Raw genomic sequence first — 22,784 nt, forward strand, 5'->3', positions numbered from 1 at the left:
ATGAGAGATAAAGATATAGAAAGGCTGGCTTATAAGAGCTTATTTAACACCGAGTACAAAAAGGATTGCAGTTTGTACATTTCTGTTTTACCAGTCTTTTTTCCTATACTTCCTGCAATATAAAGACCTATCCAAACAAGAAAAAGAAGTATCATTCCTACTAATGGAAAAGTATAAGATAATGTCAATGTGATATTTGTGTACAACCATACAGCACTTGCCATAAATAGAATGAAAACTATAAAATGAAAAAACATAAATAGCGTCCAGACTGTGGGGCTAGGTCCATAAAGTCCTCTTATAACTGTAGGTTGTGTTTCTATTTTATAAATCTCTAGATGTAATTGTGGAGACCAGAAATGCTGCTCCTTCTTGGGTAAACTTATAAAAATATGATCATCTGAGCGATGCACTAAAAAGTCTCTGGAGATCGCCCCTGCATTTTCGTAAGCACGTAAAATTGTCTCTGGAAGTATAGCACACTCAAGCTTGAAGCGCGGTCTTAACACAATATCGTTAGAAAGTTCCATAAGCTAGTTTTATTAGAAGAGCGATGTATTTTATAAATATAGAGCTATTGCTAAGTACTGTACTATGATTAATATCATGATATATCCTCTTAATACCCAATAACTTTGAGAGGTAATCTTTCTTCACAATCAGGGTATATGAAATGTTTTTTTCAACTACTATTATTAGGCTTTACAATATCTAGCTATGCTCAAGTCTGGAGTGTAGAATTACGACCCACATTACATATCCCTACTCGTGAGGTAGTAAATCAAAAGTTGCGCATAGGAAATGGACTAGAAGTAACAGGGGTTTTATCTATAGGTAAACATACAGATGTATATGGCGGGCTTATCTGGAATCGCTTTGATACAGATGAAAGTTTTGAAGAGTCTGATATAGAATTTATACAAAAAGGTTTCCTCTTTGGAGGGATGGTGTCGTTCTCTTTACTTGAAACGCAGAAAAATCCATTTTATGTAAGAGCAGGCTTAACACTAATGACGGTAGACGCAGAGCATACAGAGGGAAATTTGATTATTAAAACAAATCCCGCAATTGGTACCCATCTAGGCCTAGGGATGAAAATCATAAGTTTAGGAAACTGGCATGTGCTTCCAGAAGTGCGATACGGAAACTCTTCACACAGATATCAAGAAGCAGGTGAATATCGCCATATCTCCTTTGGTAATTTTTCTATTACAGCAGCTTTAAGAAGGAGCTTTTAATAGGATTAATGATGATAAAAAGTAAGTATACAACAGCTGATAATTATCATAGTATAGACTGCTCTTTCTTTCTAGATTTACGGTAAACACAACATATTATGACAATTACATTTCAATACGTAAAAATTCAAGAGAGTGAAACGTTAAGTGCTGCTACGGTTGAGCACCTCAATAAACTCAATAAAAAGTACCCAGAACTTATAAGAGCTCAGGTTTACTTTAAGGTAGAAAATACTTCTGCAGCTGCCCACCAAATATGTGAGATAGAAATAAGTGCTCCTGGGCCTAGAATATTTGCCACTACGACTGCTGTACACTTTGAAACAGCAATGAAGGAAACCATCGCAGAACTAGATAAACAGCTCAGTAAGCGCAAAGGAATATTAAACACACACTAAACCCATTGTTATGAAAAAGATATTAGTACCTGTAGACTTTTCGGCGCATTCAGAATATGCACTTGAGACGGCTTCCGCTTTCGCGAAAGCGCACAACGCAGAGATTATATTGCTCCACATGTTAGGCTTATCAGATAGTATTCTTCCTAAGGATGAAAGCGAAGGAGTAAACCAAGCGGTGTTCCATATGAAACTTGCCGAAAAACAGTTTAAAGAGTTTAGAAACAAACCTTATATGAAAGGTATTACAGTCACAGAGAATGTCCAAAACCATACCGTTTTTCAGGATATTAATGAGCTGGCAACGGAACAAGAGGTAGATTTAATTGTAATGGGTTCGCATGGAGTCAAAGGACTTAGAGAAGAGTTTATTGGGTCAAATACTGAGAGAGTAGTGCGTAGCTCATCGATTCCTGTGCTAGTTGTCAAAGAAAAAATGACCTCATTTATACCTAAAAATGTTGTTTTTGCCTGTGATTTTAAATTAGAAAATGTTAATGCATATCGAGAAGCTATTCCACTATTTGAAGAGATGGAAGCTCGTATACATCTTGTATATGTAAACCTCCCTACAGATCGCTTTAAAAGCACCAAGGAGATAGAAGAAACTATGACAAATTTCATGCATGCAGCCGAGTTTGGGACAGGGTTACATCAAGAAGATCTCGTGATTGTAAATGGTTACACCATCGAAAGTGGTTTATATGAATATGCAGAAAAGGTGGGAGCAGATGCACTTGCAATGCCTACGCATGGGCGTAAGGGGCTTGCACATTTCTTTGCAGGGAGTGTAGCAGAAAATGTAGCAAACCATGCAAAACTTCCCGTATTTACATTTAAAATGTAGGTAACAGGTGGAAGTAAGAAAAAGGGTGAGTTTCTCAAGAAACTCACCCTTTTTTATGCTCGGCTTTAAGATGGATTATCTTGAAGCTAGTAGTAAAGGTTGTTGATAGCGTTCTATAAGATGCATAATTTCTATGAGCGGAATCACAACGCTATATTGGCCAGTGTATGAAGGGCAAATGATACAGTCATCAAAGTAAAACTCAATAGCGTTATCGTTAATTACAAAGTTATTTTTATAGGCTTTAAAGTCGGTATCAGATATTTCCCAGCAGTCATAAAACATTTCGCCAGAGTGAATTTGGTCGTAAATGGTTTGATTAATTATATCAAATACTTTCTTCTCGGCTCCAGCGATAAAAAAGTCGTCAAAATAGATGAACTCCTCCTTATCTACATTGTAATTAAGACAGTCAAACATGTAAGTAGAGTGTAACATACCAGAGTAATAATTTTCTTTGTAGAGCAGTATACTTACAAGATTTCTATCATTTGCATGCAGTTTAAAATCTATAATTCGCTTATCTCTATAACGTTTAATACTCAAGGTATCGCATAGCAGTTCTTTATCCTCGAGAATCTCATTTACGGTACGCTCCACATTTAAGTAACTCTCTGTCATAAATGCGTTAAATGTCTTGTATTTAGGGTCTACAGTCTCATTAAGATAAGGATAGGTGTAATCTAGAAGATAATCATCTGTCTCTTTATGTAGTTTTTTTGACTCCACGACGGCTTTTAAAATCGTGCGATCATCTGGTATTTTCATCAACGCTTCTTTTTTTGAAAGCTGATTTTTAGCCTGTATTTCCATGATGTCTTTATCTGTGAGGTACAGAGAATCTGCAGAGTCTGGGTCTAGTAATCCAGCCTCTTTTTGAGGTTTGGTTTTAGAGGGTTGTATTCTTAATTTTTCTGTAGGTTCTTTACAACCAGCAATAATTAAGAGCGCTAAGACAAAGATGTATGCTTTCATGATATGGTTTTAGTGAAGTAAATGTAGTTTGGATAGCGCATCTCTACTATGATATTCATCAGTTTTCTCAATTGAAATGATCTTAGGAGTATGTAATGTTTTGTTACGCTTTCGCGAAAGCGTAGTACATCACTCTATGTTTATTATCCTAGTAGAATGGCTAGTGTGAAAGTGCAATTTCTAATTTACCCAGCATGACAAGTTCTGCCTTGTTAACGCCAGAAAATGAACGAGCAACAGACCATGCCGTTTGAATTATTATATTTTTAACTTCAAGCGTAAAAAAAAGAGGATGCTCATTTTTATAGTTAATAAAAGCATCATACATATCTTGTGGATCTTCATTAAATGCCTCTACACCTTCAAACACGATAGAAATTAAATGCGCAGCATCATGACCCAAGGAATCTTTAAGATTATCAACTTCTAGCCAGTAATCTAGTATACATTTTTTAAGCTTAGAAAACTCTTCATTTCTTACAACCTTATCGCTAGCAGCGACGGCATAAAAAAGCTTGCCTAATTGTACATAAAAGAGCGTGTTTTTGTTATTTGTGTTGGTCATAATTATAGTGTTTAATCAAATTTAGAAGATTGATAATCTGTAATCTATGATTAATATCATTATATAGGGTCGAACGTTTTTTAATTGAGATAAGTATTTATGAAAGATGTTATATTTTTCAATGTGTTATTTAGTTTTTATAGCGATTGTAGCCACTACATTTAATTAATAGAGATGGTTAATTTGTTAAGAACTAGTCTATCATTTTTTAGAAAGGTTATTTTCTGTATTTGCTGCTTTCTACTCTCTATTATTCTTGTACTTTTATGGGTATGGAATTTTTTGAAGAAAGTATTGAAGAAGCATTTATGATTCTCTTTGAGGGAGCGTCAGAAGGGATTGTAGTAGTAAATGAAGCCCAAACGATTGTGGCGACAAATCAATCTGCTCGTGATATTTTTGGTTATGAAAAAAAGGAGCTAGAAGGCAAGCCACTAGACACGCTTATCCCTATGCGCTTCCATAAGAGGCACGGTGGTCATTTTGACAAGTTTATGAATCACAGTGATAAGCGCGAGATGGGTATGGGGCGTGATTTATATGGCCAGTGCAAAGATGGACGGCAAGTTCCTGTAGAAGCGGGTCTCAATCCTTTTGTTTTACATAATAAGAATTATGTAATGGCGCTAGTAACAGATATTACCGTGCGTAAAAACGCAGAAAAGGAACTTAGACAATGGGCAAACATTTTTAATGAGTCGCTCAATGAGATTTTTATTTTTGATGCGACAAGTCTAAAGTTTATCAATGCAAATCTAGGAGCGCAAGAAAATATAGGGTACACCCTTGATGAGCTCACATCAATGACTCCTGTTGATATAAAGCCAGAGTTTACAGAAACTCAGTTTCGTGATTATATCGCTCCATTACTCAATGGAGTAGAGAAGAAGTTAATTTTTAAAACAACGCACGAGCGCAAGGATGGTAGTCATTACCCAGTAGAGATACATTTACAACCTTCAAACGCTGACGATACTAATACGCTTGTTGCAATTATACTTGATATTACAGAACGAGTACATTATACCGATAAATTAGAAAAAACGGTAGTAGAGCGTACACACCAACTAGAAGAGGCACTGCGCACGGAGATTGAGCTTAATGAGCTTAAAACTAAGTTTTTGTCATTAGTTTCTCACGAGTTTAAAACACCGCTAAGCGGTATTTTAACATCGGCTACACTAGCAGGAAAGTATACAAAAGAGGAGCAGCAAGAGAAAAGAGTAAAGCACTTAACAACCATACAGAATAAAGTAAAATACTTGAATACTATTATAGATGATTTTCTCTCTATAGAAAGACTCGAGACTGGAAAGACTAATTATGCTTACACAACGTTCCCTCTTAGTAAAGTGCTTAACGAAGTGATTTATGATGCAAATATGCATCTTAAAGATGGACAGAGTATAAAATACCCTACAGATGCAGATGAGTATATTATAGAGTTTGATGAAAAAATAATGGAGCTAGTACTTAGTAATTTACTTTACAATGCTATAAAATATTCATCTGAAGGAACTATTGTAGATATACAACTCAAAAAAATGTCTAGCGAACTTGAAATCAAGATTATTGATCAAGGGATAGGTATTCCAGAACATGAACAAAAATTCATTTTTAATCGATATTTTAGAGCAGAAAATGCGTTATTAAATGCAGGAACTGGTATAGGGCTCAATATTGTAAAAACGCATCTAGAAAACCTGGGAGCCTCCATAAGTTTTACTAGTGAGTTAGATAAAGGCTCTATATTTACAGTGATAATCCCAACTTCTTAATTTATGAAAAAAGTACTATTAATAGAAGATGATATGGCTTTGCGTGAGAATACTGCAGAGCTGCTAGAGCTATCTAATTATGATGTGGAAACGGCACCTAATGGTCGTATAGGGATAGAAATGGCAAAAGCAAACCCTCCGCAAATTGTAGTATGTGATATCATGATGCCAGAAGTAGATGGATATGGAGTACTTGAGGCACTGTCTAGCGATCCTGCTACTAGTCATATTCCTTTTATTTTCCTTTCGGCAAAGACAGAGCATAAGGAGATTAGAAAGGGAATGGATATGGGAGCAGATGACTATCTCACAAAACCTTTTGAAGAAGAAGAACTCATAAGTGCCATAGAAAGTAGAATAGCAAAGGCCATGATACTTAACAGCACTACTAAGGATGACGCGCCAGTTCTAGAAGAAGATTCATTACGAAGCCTTAATGAACTTAAAAACTTTTTTGATGATGAGGGTATAGAATACTCATTTAAAAAAGGAGCCTTAATTTACAAAGAGGGAGCTCACTCTAATATGATATATCTTATCTCAAGAGGTGTGGTAAAAACCCATAAAATGGATGAGAATGGAAAAGAATTAATTACCGCTCTTTTTAAGGCAGATGATTTTTTGGGCTTTACCTCATTTGTAGATAACATTGCTTATCAAGAGTCTGCTACAGCTATAGAGGAAACTGCAGTTGTAGGCGTGAGTAAGAATGAACTCAAAGACGTGCTTGAAAATAGTAAGAATGTTTCTTTGCAATTGATGGAGTTACTTACTGATAATCTCGCAGAGATAAAGGGGCAATTATTACAAATGGCATATAGCTCTGTGCGTAAAAAGACAGCACAAACTATCTTGCAATTTGCTGCCATTCTCAATAAAAAACCAGAAGAAGGAATCAGGATAGCTCGCAATGATCTTGCTAGTGTTGCTGGTATCGCTACAGAGAGTTTAATAAGAACGTTATCTGGCTTTAAAAAAGAAGGACTTATAGAGATAGAAGGACGTAACATTAGACTACTAAATGTCGAAGGTCTTGCGATGATTGATTAAAATATCAATAACTGACTTTTATCATATTTTACACGCTGCTCGTAAAATACATTTGTACTATTATATATAGTACTCATGAAGCATATTCTTATACCTGTAGATTTTTCAAGCCAGTCATGGAACACAGCCTTATGTGCAATAAACTTATATAAAAGTCCTAGAGTGCACTTTTATCTCTTTTTTTCTGAAGAGCTTGATTATAGTGCAGATCATGAGACAACAATCTGTGAACCTCCTACGCAGCAGCTCACTTCTTGGGTAAAAAAGTTGGATAAAGTAATAGCGGGAGGACAAACAATTATACCACTTACCTGGAAGAGTGACTTTATAGGTGGTATGCGTAAGGCGGTAGCAGATAATCACATAGACCTTATTGTGATGAGCACAAGCTACCCTAATATTTTTAGTGAATTTTTACAAGGAAGTCATGTACGTGAAGTTATCACTCGTTTAAAGTGCCCAGTACTCATTGTGCCTAGAGAGTTTTATTGTAAAAGTCCAGAGCAAGTGGTATTAATCACAGATTATAATTTTAATCATAGAGCAGAGCCCACTTCTATCATTAATAATTTTGTTCAAAAGGCAGGTGCACACCTCAATGTATTACAATTATCAAAAACGGGTAATGCACTGAGTGAAACCCAGCAAACCAATAAATCCTTTTTACAGTCGGCATTTGATAGTATTCCTCATAGTTTTCACTTTGTGATGGAAAAAACTATGGATGAGGCGTTACAATTTTTTATAGATATACAGAAAGTTGATATTGTAGTCTTATTCGCAAAAAACATCAATCTGTCTGAGAATATCTTGTTCTCTCCAGCTCTTACAGAAGAGAAGGATTACCATAAAAACATTCCCTTTTTAATAGTACATGAATAACCTGCAAGCTGATAAAAGTCATAGTTTGCTTACTGTTAAGTTTCTAGTTTTGAGTATAAACACTTACGACTATGAGAGTTATTATCGTACCTACAGATTTTTCAGAAAATGCTTTTAATGCGCTTAGCTGCGCACAACAGTATTTTAATTATGAAAAAAGTAAATTCATACTGGTTCATACTTATGCAGATGAGGTTTATGAAAATAAGGATGTGCTCTCAAGAGATATTCTAGAAGAATATAAAGCAGTTAAACATAAAGAAACAGAAGAATCTCTAGCCTTGGTCTTAGAGCAAGCGATGGCCCAAGAGCCTAACCCGCGGCATGAATTAGTATCTCATGCGATATTTGGAACCTTAGTTGATGAGGTTAATAGTCTTGTAAACAGCGAGAATGCAGATCTTGTGATAATGGGGTCTCAAGGCAAGACAGCAGATCGTAATATCACGTATGGCAGCAATACTCTACAAGTAGTAAAATATGTAAAATGCCCTGTTCTAGGTATTCCGTTAGGGTACAAATATGAGCGACCAGAGCGTATTTTATTCCCTTCAGAATTATTGATTCCTTTTAACAATAGAGAGCTAAAGCTCATAAGCTGTATGGCAAATAGCTTCCGTTCTGAGTTGCACTTACTTTACATATCAAACTTTGATAGATTATCTCTTAGACAAGAAGATGTCAAGAGTGGTTGGGAATACCGCTTTCGCGAAAGCGAACAACTCTACACACGTCATGACGAAGGAGATATTGCTCAAATTATAAATGAGCACATAAGTAGCCATAAGATCGACATGGTGGTGCTGGTAAACTCAAAGCACACTTACATGGAAACATTGTTACATACTTCTACCATTGATAAAGTAGGTCTCAATACCAAAATTCCATTTTTAATTTTACAGAATCTCTCACGCTAAACTATCTTTTTTATGAAACGTATCCTTATACCAACTGATTTTTCTGAGGCATCCTATAATGCACTAGAGTATGCCGTACAGTTATTTATAAACGAAGCTTGTACTTTTTATGTTGTAAATACATATACACCAGTTGCGTTGTATACAACTACGATTTATGATAGTCATACATCACTTAATGTAGACTTAGGCGAGATGTATAAAAAGGCATCTCTTGAGAATCTCGACAAGATTATAACCAGAGCAACAGATGCCTACCCTAACAATAAGCATACATTTAACCCAATTTCTAGTTATAATGTGCTTACAGTAGAAGTAAACGAGATAGTCGCAACCTTAAAGATAGATGCCATTATTATGGGTACTAGTGGAGCTTCTGGTCTCAAGGAGGTATTTATAGGATCACAAACTATGCAGGTTGTAAAAGATGCAAAAGTACCGGTGATAGGAGTTCCAGATAACTATAAGTTTAAGGCTCTCAAGGATATTCTATTTACTACAGATTATCGTTCTGGCACTAATCAAGTAGGACTCTCTTTGCTAGAAGGATTATGTAGAAAACACATAGCTAGGCTTATTTTTTTAAATGCTTATTATGGTATTGAGTTAGATAGGGAACAGCTAGAAAACAAAGAGTTGCTTGATGAGTACTTTGAGAGAGATGCACACCTTAACGAAGTTGCAGATGGGATGGATGTACTAGAAGCTGTAGCAGACTTCCAGTCTAAACATAAGATAGACTTACTTGTGCTAGTGCATAACAAGCATAGCTTTTTTGAGAACCTCTTGTTTACACCAGTAGTGCGCAATATAGTGCATCACGCTTCTGTACCTTTTATGATTTTACCTCCATCTAAAACTACCTTATAATGTTGCATATTTTAATACCTACAGATTTTTCAAATAATGCACTCAATGCGCTTACCTACGCACAGTATTTATTTAAGGGTAAAGAAACAACATTTACACTCTTTCATGCTTATGAGCCATCTGCATTACAGTTATTAGCTAATAAAAGTCCGCTGGCGCTTTCTAAGATTTACAGGGATTTACAAGACGAGTCAGAAGTACGCTTATCTGTATTTCTATCAGAAATTCTAAGTAGGGATAAGAGTACGACTTTTTATTATAAAACGTTGAGTTACTCGGGACATCTCAAGGAGGGTATTAGCTCGCTAGAGAGTCAGGCTTATGATTATATAATTATGGGAACAAAAGGCGCCTCAGGTCTTAAAGAAATATTTATGGGCAGTACTACCTATGAGATTGTCTCCTTGAAACAGAGAATACCATTACTTATAATTCCAGAACAAGCCGCTTTTGTAAATCCAGAAAACATAGGCTTTGCCACAGATTTTAAGAGAGGATATAGTAAAGAAGAGCTGGAGCCACTCATTACATTAACTAAGCTATGGAAGTCCACCATACGCATGGTTGAGGTGTACAAGAAAACAACGCTCTCTCCTGATAAGAAAGCACATTTGCAAGAGTTAGAAGATTTACTAGCAGCGGTAGACTATAGATTTCATGTGGTTCCAGAATTTTCATCATTAGAAAATTGTATCAATATTTTTGATAACGAACTTGACATTGATTTACTTGTGATGATTGATTATCCTAAAACATTTTTTGAAAGTCTCATGCGTGAGCCAGTTGTCAAGAAAATGTCTTTTCATACCACTTTACCGTTTTTAATATTGCCAGCTCAAAACTGATTATTGTCATAGAATAGGAGGTGTTTAGATATTAGTTTAGACCTATAAAACTATTACTATGGCACATATACTCGTACCTACAGATTTTTCTAAAAACGCTCACAACGCATTATGCTATGCAACTAGATTGTATCCAGATGAGAAGTGCACCATAACACTAGCACACTCATTTGAACATCTATTCTCTACAAATACAAGTCGTATAGACATAGGTAGAAATGAGCAATTATATAATGAACTAGAAGCCGATAGTTTAAAAAAGCTAGCCGCTATAAAAGATAAAATCATTGTTGATAGCGATAGCATTGAGCTAGAAGTAAAACTAGTAACTGGAGCACAGTCATTATATAAAATGATAAACAAAAGTATCATTAATGACGCTATAGATATAGTTGTGATGGGTACAAAAGGATCTTCTGGAGTACAAGAGATTTTCATAGGGACGCAAACGGTAAAGCTCATAAATAATGTAAAACCCATTCCTGTTGTGGTAGTGCCACAACAAGCAACTCCTAGTAGGCCTACAGAAATAGCTTATGCTACAGATCTTAAAATTAATTATGCTCAGTATCCACTGGAAATCATTAAGGAACTAGTAAGAATTCATAACTCAAAACTGTACATCACCCATGTGTACAGTCAGATGAGTCCTGGTGAGACTGTAGAGACTAATTATAGAAAACTCAAGAATAAACTAGAAGATATCTCTTATACTACACACTGGTTGTCTAGTACCACTAAGATGGAAGATGCACTAGGCGTTTTTATTAAGGAACACAATATTGATTTATTAGTGTTGATGTACCATAAAAGTGGCTTTTTAAAGAAACTTTTTAAAAAATCGTTTGTAGATAAGTTAAGCTTCCACTCAGAAATACCCTTATTGATATTACCAGAATCGTTCTGATATATATCATAGTTTTTATAATAGTACTCCTGTATTTTTATTTCATAATCAAACACTTACACGATGAAAAAGAAAATTCTAATACCTACAGATTTCTCAAAAAATGCTTGGAACGCGCTCACCTACTCAGCCGATCTTTTTAAGAATGAAGAATGTTCTTTCATTGTTCTCAACACCTATAGAACTAAAGGTTATAACTTAGGCGATTTGATGGTTCCAGAACCTGGAACACCGTCTTATGAGAGTGCAAAAACATCATCAGAGAAGCACATGGCTAAGCTGGTGAGTATGATAGAATTTAGAGATACAAACCCTAAACATGAATATGAGATTATCACAAAATTTGGTGGTCTTATGGAGGTAATGGAAGCTATAATTGAGCAACGAGACATAGAGCTAGTGGTGATGGGTACTAAAGGAGCAAGTAATAGTAGGGGAGCTCTTTTTGGTACAAGTACCATTCTCGCGATGGAAAAACTACGCAATTGCCCTGTGATGGGAGTGCCTCTCGATGTACGAGTAGCCAGTCTCAAAGAGATTGTAATGCCTACAGGATATAAAACTCATTATAAACGCAAAGAGCTCAGCAATCTCACAACGATTGCAAACCTTCAAGACGCAAATATCTGTGTGCTTTATGTAAATCCAGATGAAGAACTGAGTAAACAACAAGAAGCAAATAAAGAGTTGCTGGCAGAGTGTCTAGAAGATGCATCATTTAGTTTCCACCATCTGAGTGGAGTAGATGCTACTATTGGTGTGAGAAATTTTGTAGAGAGCCGTGACAGTGATATGGTCGCAATCATTAATAGAAAACATGCCTTTTTTGGCAGTGTTTTTACTACACCTATGATTAAGGAGCTTGGTATGTTCAGTAAAGTGCCATTATTAGTGATGCATGATTTACGTAATTAAAATTGTGATTAATCCGCTTTCGCGAAAGCGTAACCTTTAAAATAACATAAAAATACATTTATAATTAGCTCTAAAATCAGTTCACCTCGTGGTAAGAAAATCTATTAAAATAAAGAAATATTCTGGTGAAGAGGTAGACTTTTCTATAGATAAACTTAGGGCTTCATTATTATGCAGTGGTGCGAGCGAGGAAGATATTTCTCATATTATACAGATAGTTTGCGATGAGTTATACGAAGGGATTTCTACTAAAGAAATATTTAATCGTGCTTTTACTTTGCTTAAAAAAAAGAAGTCTGTATTTGCATCTAAGTATAAATTAAAAAAAGCAATTTACGAGCTCGGTCCAACTGGATTTCCCTTTGAAAGATTTATAGGGCAGATATTCAAGTATAGTGGCTTTGATATTGAGGTAGGTGTCGTGGTAAATGGAAAATGCGTACAACATGAAGTGGATGTGATTGCAAGTAGCGAAACGCAAACATTGTACATAGAGTGCAAGTTTCATAAGGAGAAAGGAAATAATTGTAATGTGAAAGTCCCACTTTATATTCATGCGAGATACAATGATATCGTTGCAAGTACAAAAACCAAAGTATCTAAAAGTACTGAAGGATGGGTGATTACTAATACTCGTTTTAAAAAGGACGCTATAGATTATGGTACCTGCGCAGGACTTGCTTTATTGAGCTGGGATTATCCTAAAGGTAAGGGGTTAAAAGAGCATATTGAAGCACTGGGTTTATATCCCGTTACCGTCTCTACACTTCTTACAAAGAGAGAGAAAAACTTCTTACTAAGTAGAGATATAGTGCTATGTAAACAATTGCTGGGAGATAGCTTTTACCTAGATCATTTAGGAATTTCTGAGACTAGAAAATCAAAAATTTTAAAGGATATACAATTTTTGTGTAACGTAGGTGAGTGATATTTATTGCTCGATAGCTGATAATTGTCATAGTTTGATTAGATATAGTGAGCTATTTTTGAGTTAGTTAACACATAAAATTCTTTTAGTATGGAAACGACACTGCCACTTACAATAGACCAGTTTCATCAAGATGTAAAAGTCTGGAAATCTAATATAGCACTCGCAAGTGATGAAATTCACTTTATAGAAAATCTAATCCATTCTTACATCTTTGAGCCTAGCTCACCTAATCTTTTTGAGAGGTTAGAGCAGTATAAAACAGAGGTTTCTAAAATTAAAGTGCATCTTAAAAGCATCCAGACGCTTCTTGTTAAACATGATGCAGAGTTAAGTGGGATGCTAGAGTGCGATACGGTTTCCTGTGATGTTTTTTTTCAAGAAAAACATCTAGCTATTAAAGATCAATACAGACAATTTATTGATAGTTACAATAAAACTAAGAGTGAGATTTTTAATTACTGCGGTAATATTCTTAAGACAAAAAAGAAATAAAGTATAGATATATAATTCTTCATTTCAAATGGAGATTACATGGAGAGCCATCTCCTGGTTAAAGGGGAATCAGGAGTGGTTTTTCTACGCTTTCGCGAAAGCGTTTTTTCTATATTATCAAAACCCTAGGCTATTATGAAACATTCATTCTTTAACCAATATAAGTTTAAATACCTTGAGTGGAATGATGCTCAGTTGATACACGAGGTCACATTACAGTGGAAATCACAAGTAGAATTTACACGTGTAGAACAAGGATTTCTTGCAGAATTACTAGCAGAGCATACACTCATGCTTCTTGACGATAATGCTTATGAACACGCAAAACATCTCGTTGTAACACTTAACAGCCTAGAGCAAGAAATAGCTAAAATACAAGATAGAATTTCCACACATCTCAACGACATCAAGGTCCTTACTGATGGTAAAGACGATTTTGAAACAGAGCGTACATTTCAAGATGCACACCTATTGCTTGAAATGAAAATTGAGAGCTATTTAGAAAAATACAACCTTCTTAAAAAAGAAGTTTTTACTACAATGAAATCAGTATTTGCAAAAAGTAAACACAAACAAATTAAGTAAAATGAAAATGATGAGATCCCTAATACTATGCGCAAGTATTTGTCTAATGAGTTTGTTACAAAGTTGCAATAGCTCTGAGCTTATAGAAAACTGGAAAAATCCAGAAATCGATGTTTTTAAAGCAGAGAAAGTACTAGTACTAGCAATGACAAATGATGTAAAAAATCGAGAGCTTTTTGAAAAACGACTAGTAAACCAGCTTAAAGACAAAGGGGTAAATGCAGTAAAAAGTGATGTATTCTTTAACTCAGACTTCACGTCCCGTCCGCGTACAGAAGAGGAGCTAGGAGCGCTAGAGAGAGCTATGCTTTCAAAAGGGTTTGACGCCATTCTAGTCTCAAAAGTGTTAGGAGCAGAGGACAAGGTGACGCTAGTACAATCTTACCGCAGTTGGGATAAAAGTTTTAATGGTTTTGAAGATGATTATTACTCAAGTCAAGGGCTTTATGTAGAGGACGAAGAGATGCAAAAATATACCGTATATCATGCTGAGAGCGCATTATATTGTATTTGCCCTACAAAAGAACGTGAGATTATTTGGAAAGGTGCTATAGATGTTACAGAGCCAGATAATGATCGTAAAGCAATCAAAGATTATATAAGTATGCTAGTCTGGGCGCTTGAGGATCAAGAACTATTAATTATAGGAGCTCCTGATTAGTAAGGAATCATAGTAATTGCGCTATCGTGTTGTAAATTATGACTACATGATAGCGCATTTTTATAAGAAAAATAAACATTAAGAGCGTCCTCGTTGTGGGAAGTCTTCATACCTATCCTCAAAGGTTTTATTTGTAACATAATTGTCTTTGAGTACTTTGTAAACCATTACAACCACAGACGCTTGACCTAGCATTGTGATATAAAATACCCAGTTAAAAGCTAGATTCATTGTGGCAAAAATGGTGACTGTGATCAAAAGTAGGGTAGTAATCGCTACCCAATGCATCGCTGTAATTTTCATAGTTATCTTTTTCTACTAAATATAACGATTTTTGTAACTATTTAAAAATGAGCAAAGAAAAAGAGGATAAGTGCATGTAGCAATATCCTCTTTATAATTTTATAATGCTATGTTCTAAAATTGCTCTAGTAAAAACTGAATTAAATCTGTGGTAGTAACAATCCCTACAAGCGTACCGTCTTGCAATACTGGAAGCGCGTGAAATTCCTTATTAGCCAGAATTTCTGCCACTTCTTTAATGGTTGTTTCTGGAGTAACACTTACAAGTTTTTTTGCCATTACTTGCTCAATGGTAAACATATTATAGACAACGGTATCAACCTCTTGTTCATCTTCATCTATTGCATCTGCAAAGCTTATTCTTAATAAATCTGTATAGCTCAACATCCCAATGATATGCGTTTCTGCGACAACGGGAATGTGTCTTATTTGATGCTCTTTAAAAAGTTGCTCAGCATGCTCTAAGGAATCTGTTGTTTTTAGAGTAACCAGATTCGTGGTCATAATGCTAGAAATAGGAGTGCGCTTTTTCATTGTTGTGGGTTTATTTATATCCCAAAAGTAACCGAATCATAAAGTGTAAAAGATGATATTAATCAGCTTTATAAATGATTAAGGAAGTTGTTTATTCCCTCAAAAATGAGGTGTACACAGCCTTAAAATAATCTAAAGCTGATATTTATCATAATTTAAAAACCAACATAATCTCAAATTTGCCATAGGTATAATGGACTTCTTGTAAGTCTGAGCAAATTAGAATTATGGATAATTGTTTCCATTGTGGTGATCCCTGTACAACAGTGATACACCACCATAAAAAATCCTTTTGTTGTCACGGCTGTAAGACGGTATATGACATCTTGAGCGATAATGATATGTCGTATTACTACGACCTTGAGAATACACCAGGTACGTCTCCGCTACTTCAAGAAGGTAAGTTTGACTTTTTAGAAAATGAACAAGTAGTTGCCCAACTTTTAGAGTTTGATGAGCAAGGAACACAAGTGGTGTCTTTATTAATCCCTACTATACATTGCAGTTCTTGTATCTGGGTACTAGAAAATCTAAACAAATTGAATCCTGCGGTCAAAACCGCGCAGGTAAACTTCCCTAAGAAAACCATAAGAATCACCTACTCATCTAGTGAGCTGTCACTACAAGATCTAGTAATCCTTCTAGCGAGGATAGGCTATGAACCTTACATCTCACTTGAAGATACCACAAAGAAGAAAAAAACAGTAGACAGAAGCTTGACATATAAGCTGGGTGTTGCAGGTTTTGCTTTTGGAAATATAATGTTCCTTTCTTTTCCAGAGTATTTTGAGGTAAGCGAGTTTTGGCTTGATAAATTCAAGTACATTTTTAGATGGTTGATGTTTGCCTTTGCAGTCCCTGTAGCGTTTTATTCTGGCCGTGACTACTTTGTATCTGCATACAAAGGGCTTCGATCAAAGATTTTAAATATTGATGTGCCCATAGCTATAGGTATTTCGGTACTATTCATACGTTCTACAGTAGAAATCGTCATGGACTGGGGAACAGGATTTTTTGATAGTATGGCGGGACTTGTATTTTTCTTGTTGCTAGGTAAATTCTTTCAGCAAAAGACCTATGCATATCTCTCTTTTGAGCGAGACTATAAGTCGTACTTTCCTATTGCTGTAACACGATTGTATAGGGATGATAACGCTTTCGCGAAAGCGCAACCTTCAAGAAAAGAGGAGCAAACACAAGTATACGACCTTAAAAAAGGCGACCGAATTCTAATACGCAACAGTGAGTTATTACCTGTAGATGGCGTCTTGATTAACGGAAATGCACTCATAGATTACAGCTTTGTCACAGGAGAAGCCGAGCCTGTAGCCAAAAAATCTGGTGATCAGTTATTTGCTGGTGGAAGGCAACAAGCCGGATCCATAGAAGTAGAAGTGCTCAAGCCAGTGGCACAAAGCTATCTCACGCAATTATGGTCTAACGAAATATTCTCAAAAGGAAGACAGACCGTTTTTGAAACGCTCACAGATAGTATAAGCAGGCGTTTTACGGTGAGTTTGCTCATTATTGCAATAGTAGCAACTAGTTGCTGGTTATTTATAGATACATCAAAAGCACTTCAGGTATTTACGGCAGTTCTCATTGTGGCTTGCCCTTGTGCTATCGCACTGGCGGCACCATTTACATTAGGAAATGTGCTTCGTATTTTTGGTAGACATAAGCTATATTTAAAAAACAGCGGTGTTATTGAGCAGCTTGCTCACATAGACACGATAGTTTTTGATAAAACGGGAACGCTTACTACGAGTGCAAAAAGTGTAATCACTTATGAAGGAGTGGCGCTTACACCAGAAGAGGAAGCACTGTTAACAAGCACACTGAGAGCTTCAAACCATCCCTTGAGTAGATCTCTTTATGACTTACTCGAATCTCATGATATAAAAACGCTAGACTCATTTACAGAAGAGGTAGGGCAAGGAATTACAGGAACGCATAACAATCACACCATTAAGGTAGGATCTTATGGTTTTGTGGCGACTAATCATGCTACTTCACCAGCAGCTGGCGCCCAACGTACTGCTGTGCATATAAGTACGGATAACGAGTACAAAGGATGCTATATTTTTTACAATGAATATAGAGAAGGTGTACAATCGCTTTTTAGTGAGTTAAAAAGTAATTATGACTTAATAATACTTTCTGGTGATAATGATGGAGAGCGCACTTTTTTATCACAGCTATTACCAGAAAATGCAACACTACTTTTCAATCAGAAGCCTGGAGATAAATTAGACTTTATAAAAAACTTACAAGAGCAAGGTAAGAATGTGCTCATGGTGGGTGATGGGCTTAATGATGCTGGAGCACTTGCGCAGAGCCACGTAGGTATTTCTATCTCAGAAAACGTCAACGTTTTTTCGCCAGCCTGTGATGGGATTCTAGACGCTTCAAAGTTTACAGATATTGTTACTTTTTTAAATCTTTCTCACAAGGGAGTGCGCATCATTAAGTATGCTTTCATATTCTCATTATTCTATAATCTTATAGGCTTAGGCTTTGCAATTACGGGCAATCTTGCTCCCGTAGTTGCCGCTATTTTAATGCCCCTTAGTTCCATTAGTATCGTCTTATTTACAACGATTGCTACTCATTTTATGGGTAGAAATCTCACATCAAAAAAACTATAATATGAATAGTATTACTCATATACAGGCTACACATCAACTAGCTCAAATTGCATTTAAAAAACAATCTTACACAGAGCGTGATCTTATGGGATTGTTCCATAAGTCGGCACATAAACGAGCAGATCAATCGGTTTTTGATACCTGGGCACGAGATACTGAAAAACAAATTTATAGTTTGCAAAATGGCTTAAATGGGGTGTCTTGTGTATGTAGTACAGTAGGCTTAAGTATTACAACAATGTTACATATGTATGTAAGAGTAATTACTCGTTTTGAACAACAGTTCATGATGAGTTGTCCATGCGCCACTACTAGTGCAAGCCCTATACTCAATAGACTTAAAAAAATATCGAAGAGTGCGCAAGAAACACTCATATCTGTGGGGGTTTAATTATCGCTTGCATTATGACTAGTCACGTTTGCCAAGATTGTTCTACATCTAAAAGGAGATGCTTTATGGGAACGCAATTTTTCGCGTAAGCATATCTAAAACTATTTATCCAAAACTGACAATTGTCATAATTAGAAAAAAACTTCAATCTTAATTTTACACCATAAATCAGGTAGGTATGAGTATTATTTATATGCTTCTCGCAATTAGTGTTGTTGTTGCTCTCGTCTTCTTTTGTGCATTTGTAATATCTGTGCAAAAAGGACAATATGACGACACCTACACGCCATCTGTGCGTATGCTTTTTGATGATGAATTAGTCAAAGATAAAAGTACCGATACCACACCTGAGCCAACTGAAAAATCCATCCAAATAAAAGAGTAACTAATCAAACTATGGAAGTACAACAATTCTATTACGATAATAAAATCGTACGAAAATTTATAGTGGCTACAATGTTCTGGGGCATCGTAGGGATGAGCATAGGGCTACTTCTAGCCTTTATGTTTTTATTCCCTAATGTAACAGACGGCATCTCGTGGTTAAGTTTTGGACGTTTACGTCCTTTACACACTAATGCAGTCATCTTTGCCTTTGTAGGTAACGCTATTTTTGCGGGTGTCTATTATTCTTCACAACGTTTGCTTAAAGCTCGTATGTGGAAAGACTGGCTCAGTAATTTAAACTTCTGGGGATGGCAAGCCATTATCGTGGGAGCAGCAATTACACTTCCGCTAGGGTTTACTACATCAAAGGAATATGCAGAGCTAGAATGGCCATTTGATATTGCCATTGCTCTTATATGGGTAGCATTTGGAGCCAACTTGATAGGTACTATCCTTAAAAGAAGACAGCGACACTTATACGTTGCTATCTGGTTCTACCTAGCAACCTTTGTTACTGTTGCGGTACTACATATTGTAAATAGTATGGAGCTGCCAGTAAGTGCTCTTAAAAGTTACTCAATGTATGCCGGTGTACAAGATGCGCTAGTACAGTGGTGGTACGGTCACAATGCGGTAGCATTTTTCTTAACCACTCCTTTCTTAGGATTGATGTACTACTTTGTACCTAAGGCAGCAAATAGACCTGTGTATTCTTATAGGCTTTCTATTGTACACTTCTGGTCACTTATATTTATCTATATCTGGGCGGGACCTCACCACTTGTTGTATTCTGCACTTCCAGATTGGGCACAGAATCTTGGTGTAGCATTCTCTATCATGCTTCTAGCACCTTCATGGGGAGGAATGATAAACGGACTACTTACACTACGTGGAGCTTGGGATAAAGTACGTACAGATCCTGTTCTTAAATTTATGGTTGTTGCGATTACTGGTTATGGTATGGCAACCTTTGAAGGGCCTATGCTCTCGCTTAAAAATGTAAATGCGATCGCTCACTTTAGTGATTGGATTATTGCTCACGTACACGTAGGTGCACTTGCTTGGAATGGTTTCTTCACATTTGGTATGGTGTACTGGATGGTTCCAAAATTATTTAAGACAAAATTATGGTCAAATAAACTAGCTAACTTCCACTTCTGGATAGGAACATTAGGTATCATATTGTATGCACTACCTATGTATGTTGCAGGTTTTGTACAAGCATTTATGTGGAAGCAATTTAATCCCGATGGAACGCTTACCTATGGTAACTTTTTAGAAACAGTAAGTGAGATTATCCCTATGTACTGGATGCGTGCAATAGGTGGTAGTATGTTTATTGTAGGAGCACTTATAGGAGTGTATAACCTGATCATGACTGCTCGTGCAGGAAATAATGTTACAGATGAGCTTGCAGAAGCTGCACCTTTATCTACAGTAACTAAAAAACGTACCTCAAAAGAAGGATACCATACATGGTTAGAAAGACGCCCGGTAAAACTTACCATTTTTGCAACTATCGCAATTCTTATTGGAGGTATGGTGCAAATTATACCATCGCTTATTGTTGATGATTATATTCCAGTGATATCAAGTGTGAAGCCATATTCACCACTAGAGCTACAGGGTAGAGACATTTACATACGTGAAGGCTGTGTAGGGTGTCACTCTCAAATGGTACGACCATTTAGAAGTGAGGTAGAGCGCTATGGAGAATACTCAAAAGCGGGAGAGTATGTGTATGATCACCCATTCTTATGGGGAAGTAAACGTACAGGGCCAGACCTTATGCGTGTGGGAGGAAAGTACAGTGATAACTGGCACTTGAATCACTTCTATGACCCGCAGAGTACTTCGTCTGGTTCTATTATGCCATCCTACAAATGGTTACTACGTAGAGAGCTTGACAAAGATCTTACAGAAGAAAAAATGGAAGCCATGGTTACGCTAGGCGTTCCATATAGTCCAGAAGATATTGCAAATGCGCAAGAGTCTATGACCGCACAGGGAATAGCGATAGAGAAGAACCTCTACTCAGATCCAGACTTTGCCAAAACTTACGAGGCAGATAAAAAGTATGCCGAAGAAAACGGTGAAGACTTTGTAGAGATGCGCAACCGTGAGGTGGTAGCTCTTATAGCATACATACAGCGACTAGGAACAGATATTAAAGTTAAAAACGCAGATGGTACTACATCCATCTTAAACGACTAGCACCATGTTTAAATTTATAAAAGGAAACTTAGAAAATATAGATGGAGTGGAGATCTATCCTATAGTATCATTACTCATATTTTTCATCTTTTTTGCTGCACTATTCTTTTGGGTATTTACAGCAAAGAAAGCACATATCACAGAGGTAAGTAACATCCCGCTTAATGATGATACACTCAACGTAAATACTATAGAAGAATGAGAACGACTGCATCATTTTTAAGAATATTAGGTTTTTCACTATTAGGTTATTTTCTAATTGATTATGTGGGGACTACAGGTGAGACCTCTATATTTCTAGAGCAACCGTGGGTCTGGGCTATATTAGGTGTAATCATGCTTTTTTATACTGCAGGAGAAGTAAGCATGGCTGCGCTGCGCAATGTCCTTTACAGAACGCTTAAGCCAGAAGCACAAGCCAAATTTGATAAAGAAGAGGCACTTGCAGAAGCAAATCAGTTTAAATGGATTAAAGAAAAGTATAAAGCATCTCTAGGAAGTAAAGAGATAGCTCAAGAGCATGAGATTATACTGGATCATAACTATGACGGTATACAAGAGCTTGATAACAACTTGCCACCATGGTGGGTATATATGTTTTATGCTTCGATAGTCTTTGCAGTTATATATCTGGTACGTTTTGAAGTACTAGACGACTATAACCAAGCCGAAGAATATGAAGTTGCTGTGGCCGAAGCAAAAGCAGAAATAGAAGAATGGAAAAAAACGGCAAAAGATCTTGTAGATGTAAATACGGTAACACTGCTTACAGATGCGAGTGATATCAGTGCTGGTAAAGCCATTTTTACAAATAACTGTATTGCTTGTCACAAAGCAGATGGAGGTGGAGGTATAGGACCTAACCTCACAGACCAACACTGGATACTGGGTGGAGGAATCAAAAATGTATTCAAAACTATATCAGAAGGTGGTCGTGATGGTAAAGGTATGATCTCATGGAAATCAGAACTTAAGGCTGCAGAGATGGCGCAGGTAGCTAGCTTCGTGTTAAGCTTACAAGGCACTACGCCTGCAGAGTCTAAGGAAGCAGAAGGGGAGTTATGGATAGATCCAGATGCACCAGCCATGCCGGTGAAGGATGTTGTTACAGATAGCACAGCAGTGCAGTTAACTAGTAACTAAAGTTCACGCAGATGATACAAGATATAGCGATTGCATTAAGCACAAGCACTACTCCAATAATACAGCCTTATTATGAAAATGATAAGACTAAAATTATAGCAATAGGACTTAAAAAGGATGTGGTGCTAGAAAAACATACAGCACCTAGCAAAGCGCAAATCTTGATCATACAGCGAACGGTCACTTTTAGAACAGCGACTTTCTCAAAATCAATAAATACCTATGAGACGTATGAAATACCACTAGAGGTAGAGCACGAGGTCATAGGTGATGCAGATAGTATTTTTCTGTTAATCTTATCTAAGTAA

Annotated in this window: 27 protein-coding genes; 22 read left to right on the forward strand and 5 right to left on the reverse strand. The window is 36.4% G+C overall.

Annotated features, from left to right (window positions below; genetic code table 11):
* Positions 1 to 29 precede the first annotated feature (29 nt).
* Entirely contained in the window at positions 30 to 530 is a 501-nt protein-coding gene (locus D017_RS11035) for a hypothetical protein (protein WP_035336545.1), read from the reverse strand.
* A gap of 138 nt (positions 531 to 668) precedes the next feature.
* Between D017_RS11035 and D017_RS11040 the strand changes: the two genes are divergently transcribed.
* From D017_RS11040 to D017_RS11050, 3 genes are all read left to right on the forward strand, one after another.
* On the forward strand, positions 669 to 1,238 hold the full coding sequence (locus D017_RS11040) for a hypothetical protein (RefSeq protein WP_035336547.1): 570 nt from the start codon (positions 669 to 671) through the stop codon (positions 1,236 to 1,238).
* 98 nt (positions 1,239 to 1,336) lie between these two features.
* The gene (locus D017_RS11045; RefSeq protein WP_035336548.1) at positions 1,337 to 1,636 is read left to right on the forward strand and encodes an HPF/RaiA family ribosome-associated protein; all 300 of its coding nucleotides are present in this window, start codon (positions 1,337 to 1,339) and stop codon (positions 1,634 to 1,636) included.
* 10 nt (positions 1,637 to 1,646) lie between these two features.
* Positions 1,647 to 2,483: a universal stress protein gene (locus D017_RS11050; protein ID WP_035336550.1), complete on the forward strand. Its 837-nt coding sequence runs from the start codon at positions 1,647 to 1,649 to the stop codon at positions 2,481 to 2,483.
* 75 nt (positions 2,484 to 2,558) lie between these two features.
* Here the strand turns inward: D017_RS11050 and D017_RS11055 are convergent, their stop codons facing one another.
* Positions 2,559 to 3,458, reverse strand: a complete 900-nt coding sequence (locus D017_RS11055; RefSeq protein WP_035336552.1) for a DUF3298 domain-containing protein — start codon at positions 3,456 to 3,458, stop codon at positions 2,559 to 2,561.
* Between the two features lie 160 nt (positions 3,459 to 3,618).
* Complete coding sequence (locus D017_RS11060) at positions 3,619 to 4,023, reverse strand: hypothetical protein (protein ID WP_035336554.1); 405 nt, start codon at positions 4,021 to 4,023, stop codon at positions 3,619 to 3,621.
* Between the two features lie 272 nt (positions 4,024 to 4,295).
* Here D017_RS11060 and D017_RS11065 point away from each other — a divergent pair, with 272 nt between their 5' ends.
* From D017_RS11065 to D017_RS11120, 12 genes are all read left to right on the forward strand, one after another.
* Positions 4,296 to 5,801 carry a PAS domain S-box protein gene (locus tag D017_RS11065; protein WP_035338201.1) on the forward strand — a complete coding sequence of 502 codons (1,506 nt, stop codon included), beginning with the start codon at positions 4,296 to 4,298 and terminating at the stop codon, positions 5,799 to 5,801.
* A gap of 3 nt (positions 5,802 to 5,804) precedes the next feature.
* Complete coding sequence (locus D017_RS11070; protein ID WP_035336555.1) at positions 5,805 to 6,851, forward strand: response regulator; 1,047 nt, start codon at positions 5,805 to 5,807, stop codon at positions 6,849 to 6,851.
* A 75-nt stretch (positions 6,852 to 6,926) separates the two neighbouring features.
* Positions 6,927 to 7,733: a universal stress protein gene (locus D017_RS11075; protein WP_035336556.1), complete on the forward strand. Its 807-nt coding sequence runs from the start codon at positions 6,927 to 6,929 to the stop codon at positions 7,731 to 7,733.
* A gap of 71 nt (positions 7,734 to 7,804) precedes the next feature.
* Positions 7,805 to 8,650 carry a universal stress protein gene (locus D017_RS11080; protein WP_035336557.1) on the forward strand — a complete coding sequence of 282 codons (846 nt, stop codon included), beginning with the start codon at positions 7,805 to 7,807 and terminating at the stop codon, positions 8,648 to 8,650.
* A gap of 12 nt (positions 8,651 to 8,662) precedes the next feature.
* Entirely contained in the window at positions 8,663 to 9,520 is an 858-nt protein-coding gene (locus tag D017_RS11085; RefSeq protein ID WP_035336558.1) for a universal stress protein, read from the forward strand.
* The gene (locus D017_RS11090; RefSeq protein ID WP_035336560.1) at positions 9,520 to 10,365 is read left to right on the forward strand and encodes a universal stress protein; all 846 of its coding nucleotides are present in this window, start codon (positions 9,520 to 9,522) and stop codon (positions 10,363 to 10,365) included. The genes D017_RS11085 and D017_RS11090 overlap by 1 nt, the downstream gene beginning before the upstream one ends.
* 58 nt (positions 10,366 to 10,423) lie before the next feature.
* Complete coding sequence (locus D017_RS11095) at positions 10,424 to 11,272, forward strand: universal stress protein (protein WP_035336561.1); 849 nt, start codon at positions 10,424 to 10,426, stop codon at positions 11,270 to 11,272.
* A gap of 63 nt (positions 11,273 to 11,335) precedes the next feature.
* Entirely contained in the window at positions 11,336 to 12,187 is an 852-nt protein-coding gene (locus D017_RS11100) for a universal stress protein (protein ID WP_035336562.1), read from the forward strand.
* Positions 12,188 to 12,275: 88 nt separating this feature from the next.
* Positions 12,276 to 13,115 (forward strand): restriction endonuclease, encoded by an 840-nt coding sequence (locus D017_RS11105; RefSeq protein WP_035336563.1) that lies wholly within the window; start codon positions 12,276 to 12,278, stop codon positions 13,113 to 13,115.
* A 90-nt stretch (positions 13,116 to 13,205) separates the two neighbouring features.
* Positions 13,206 to 13,610: a hypothetical protein gene (locus tag D017_RS11110; RefSeq protein WP_035336564.1), complete on the forward strand. Its 405-nt coding sequence runs from the start codon at positions 13,206 to 13,208 to the stop codon at positions 13,608 to 13,610.
* Between the two features lie 135 nt (positions 13,611 to 13,745).
* Positions 13,746 to 14,195 (forward strand): hypothetical protein, encoded by a 450-nt coding sequence (locus D017_RS11115; RefSeq protein ID WP_035336565.1) that lies wholly within the window; start codon positions 13,746 to 13,748, stop codon positions 14,193 to 14,195.
* A 46-nt stretch (positions 14,196 to 14,241) separates the two neighbouring features.
* On the forward strand, positions 14,242 to 14,856 hold the full coding sequence (locus D017_RS11120) for a hypothetical protein (protein WP_225969299.1): 615 nt from the start codon (positions 14,242 to 14,244) through the stop codon (positions 14,854 to 14,856).
* 78 nt (positions 14,857 to 14,934) lie between these two features.
* Here D017_RS11120 and D017_RS11125 read toward each other — a convergent pair whose 3' ends face one another.
* On the reverse strand, positions 14,935 to 15,159 hold the full coding sequence (locus D017_RS11125) for a hypothetical protein (RefSeq protein ID WP_035336566.1): 225 nt from the start codon (positions 15,157 to 15,159) through the stop codon (positions 14,935 to 14,937).
* A 114-nt stretch (positions 15,160 to 15,273) separates the two neighbouring features.
* On the reverse strand, positions 15,274 to 15,693 hold the full coding sequence (locus tag D017_RS11130) for a CBS domain-containing protein (RefSeq protein WP_035336567.1): 420 nt from the start codon (positions 15,691 to 15,693) through the stop codon (positions 15,274 to 15,276).
* Between the two features lie 227 nt (positions 15,694 to 15,920).
* On the opposite strand from D017_RS11130, the gene D017_RS11135 reads away from it, so the two are divergent.
* From D017_RS11135 to D017_RS11165, 7 genes are all read left to right on the forward strand, one after another.
* Positions 15,921 to 18,341: a heavy metal translocating P-type ATPase metal-binding domain-containing protein gene (locus tag D017_RS11135; protein ID WP_035336568.1), complete on the forward strand. Its 2,421-nt coding sequence runs from the start codon at positions 15,921 to 15,923 to the stop codon at positions 18,339 to 18,341.
* A gap of 1 nt (position 18,342) precedes the next feature.
* Positions 18,343 to 18,732, forward strand: a complete 390-nt coding sequence (locus D017_RS11140; RefSeq protein WP_035336570.1) for a hypothetical protein — start codon at positions 18,343 to 18,345, stop codon at positions 18,730 to 18,732.
* Positions 18,733 to 18,910: 178 nt separating this feature from the next.
* Complete coding sequence (gene ccoS / locus D017_RS11145; protein WP_035336572.1) at positions 18,911 to 19,117, forward strand: cbb3-type cytochrome oxidase assembly protein CcoS; 207 nt, start codon at positions 18,911 to 18,913, stop codon at positions 19,115 to 19,117.
* 11 nt (positions 19,118 to 19,128) lie between these two features.
* The gene (ccoN, locus tag D017_RS11150) at positions 19,129 to 21,333 is read left to right on the forward strand and encodes a cytochrome-c oxidase, cbb3-type subunit I (protein ID WP_035336574.1); all 2,205 of its coding nucleotides are present in this window, start codon (positions 19,129 to 19,131) and stop codon (positions 21,331 to 21,333) included.
* A gap of 4 nt (positions 21,334 to 21,337) precedes the next feature.
* Entirely contained in the window at positions 21,338 to 21,535 is a 198-nt protein-coding gene (locus D017_RS11155; RefSeq protein ID WP_013751852.1) for a CcoQ/FixQ family Cbb3-type cytochrome c oxidase assembly chaperone, read from the forward strand.
* Positions 21,532 to 22,476, forward strand: coding sequence for a cbb3-type cytochrome c oxidase N-terminal domain-containing protein (locus D017_RS11160; RefSeq protein ID WP_035336575.1), 945 nt, complete (start codon positions 21,532 to 21,534; stop codon positions 22,474 to 22,476). The genes D017_RS11155 and D017_RS11160 overlap by 4 nt, the downstream gene beginning before the upstream one ends.
* Positions 22,477 to 22,487: 11 nt before the next feature.
* Entirely contained in the window at positions 22,488 to 22,784 is a 297-nt protein-coding gene (locus D017_RS11165; protein ID WP_051583882.1) for a hypothetical protein, read from the forward strand.

This window comes from Dokdonia sp. PRO95, assembly GCF_000355805.1.
In the GTDB taxonomy this organism is placed as follows: domain Bacteria; phylum Bacteroidota; class Bacteroidia; order Flavobacteriales; family Flavobacteriaceae; genus Dokdonia.

Bases quoted from the DNA above. Each gene is read 5' to 3' on its own strand.
- D017_RS11040 (WP_035336547.1), top strand. From the start codon at position 669: ATGAAATGTTTTTTTCAACTACTATTATTAGGCTTTACAATATCTAGC.
- D017_RS11090 (WP_035336560.1), top strand. From the start codon at position 9,520: ATGTTGCATATTTTAATACCTACAGATTTTTCAAATAATGCACTCAAT.
- D017_RS11125 (WP_035336566.1), bottom strand. From the start codon at position 15,159: ATGAAAATTACAGCGATGCATTGGGTAGCGATTACTACCCTACTTTTG.
- ccoS (WP_035336572.1), top strand. From the start codon at position 18,911: ATGAGTATTATTTATATGCTTCTCGCAATTAGTGTTGTTGTTGCTCTC.
- D017_RS11075 (WP_035336556.1), top strand. From the start codon at position 6,927: ATGAAGCATATTCTTATACCTGTAGATTTTTCAAGCCAGTCATGGAAC.
- D017_RS11060 (WP_035336554.1), bottom strand. From the start codon at position 4,023: ATGACCAACACAAATAACAAAAACACGCTCTTTTATGTACAATTAGGC.
- D017_RS11155 (WP_013751852.1), top strand. From the start codon at position 21,338: ATGTTTAAATTTATAAAAGGAAACTTAGAAAATATAGATGGAGTGGAG.
- D017_RS11100 (WP_035336562.1), top strand. From the start codon at position 11,336: ATGAAAAAGAAAATTCTAATACCTACAGATTTCTCAAAAAATGCTTGG.
- D017_RS11070 (WP_035336555.1), top strand. From the start codon at position 5,805: ATGAAAAAAGTACTATTAATAGAAGATGATATGGCTTTGCGTGAGAAT.
- D017_RS11110 (WP_035336564.1), top strand. From the start codon at position 13,206: ATGGAAACGACACTGCCACTTACAATAGACCAGTTTCATCAAGATGTA.
- D017_RS11045 (WP_035336548.1), top strand. From the start codon at position 1,337: ATGACAATTACATTTCAATACGTAAAAATTCAAGAGAGTGAAACGTTA.
- D017_RS11080 (WP_035336557.1), top strand. From the start codon at position 7,805: ATGAGAGTTATTATCGTACCTACAGATTTTTCAGAAAATGCTTTTAAT.
- D017_RS11130 (WP_035336567.1), bottom strand. From the start codon at position 15,693: ATGAAAAAGCGCACTCCTATTTCTAGCATTATGACCACGAATCTGGTT.
- D017_RS11095 (WP_035336561.1), top strand. From the start codon at position 10,424: ATGGCACATATACTCGTACCTACAGATTTTTCTAAAAACGCTCACAAC.
- ccoN (WP_035336574.1), top strand. From the start codon at position 19,129: ATGGAAGTACAACAATTCTATTACGATAATAAAATCGTACGAAAATTT.
- D017_RS11120 (WP_225969299.1), top strand. From the start codon at position 14,242: ATGAGTTTGTTACAAAGTTGCAATAGCTCTGAGCTTATAGAAAACTGG.
- D017_RS11165 (WP_051583882.1), top strand. From the start codon at position 22,488: ATGATACAAGATATAGCGATTGCATTAAGCACAAGCACTACTCCAATA.
- D017_RS11065 (WP_035338201.1), top strand. From the start codon at position 4,296: ATGGAATTTTTTGAAGAAAGTATTGAAGAAGCATTTATGATTCTCTTT.
- D017_RS11035 (WP_035336545.1), bottom strand. From the start codon at position 530: ATGGAACTTTCTAACGATATTGTGTTAAGACCGCGCTTCAAGCTTGAG.
- D017_RS11115 (WP_035336565.1), top strand. From the start codon at position 13,746: ATGAAACATTCATTCTTTAACCAATATAAGTTTAAATACCTTGAGTGG.
- D017_RS11140 (WP_035336570.1), top strand. From the start codon at position 18,343: ATGAATAGTATTACTCATATACAGGCTACACATCAACTAGCTCAAATT.
- D017_RS11160 (WP_035336575.1), top strand. From the start codon at position 21,532: ATGAGAACGACTGCATCATTTTTAAGAATATTAGGTTTTTCACTATTA.
- D017_RS11135 (WP_035336568.1), top strand. From the start codon at position 15,921: ATGGATAATTGTTTCCATTGTGGTGATCCCTGTACAACAGTGATACAC.
- D017_RS11050 (WP_035336550.1), top strand. From the start codon at position 1,647: ATGAAAAAGATATTAGTACCTGTAGACTTTTCGGCGCATTCAGAATAT.
- D017_RS11055 (WP_035336552.1), bottom strand. From the start codon at position 3,458: ATGAAAGCATACATCTTTGTCTTAGCGCTCTTAATTATTGCTGGTTGT.
- D017_RS11085 (WP_035336558.1), top strand. From the start codon at position 8,663: ATGAAACGTATCCTTATACCAACTGATTTTTCTGAGGCATCCTATAAT.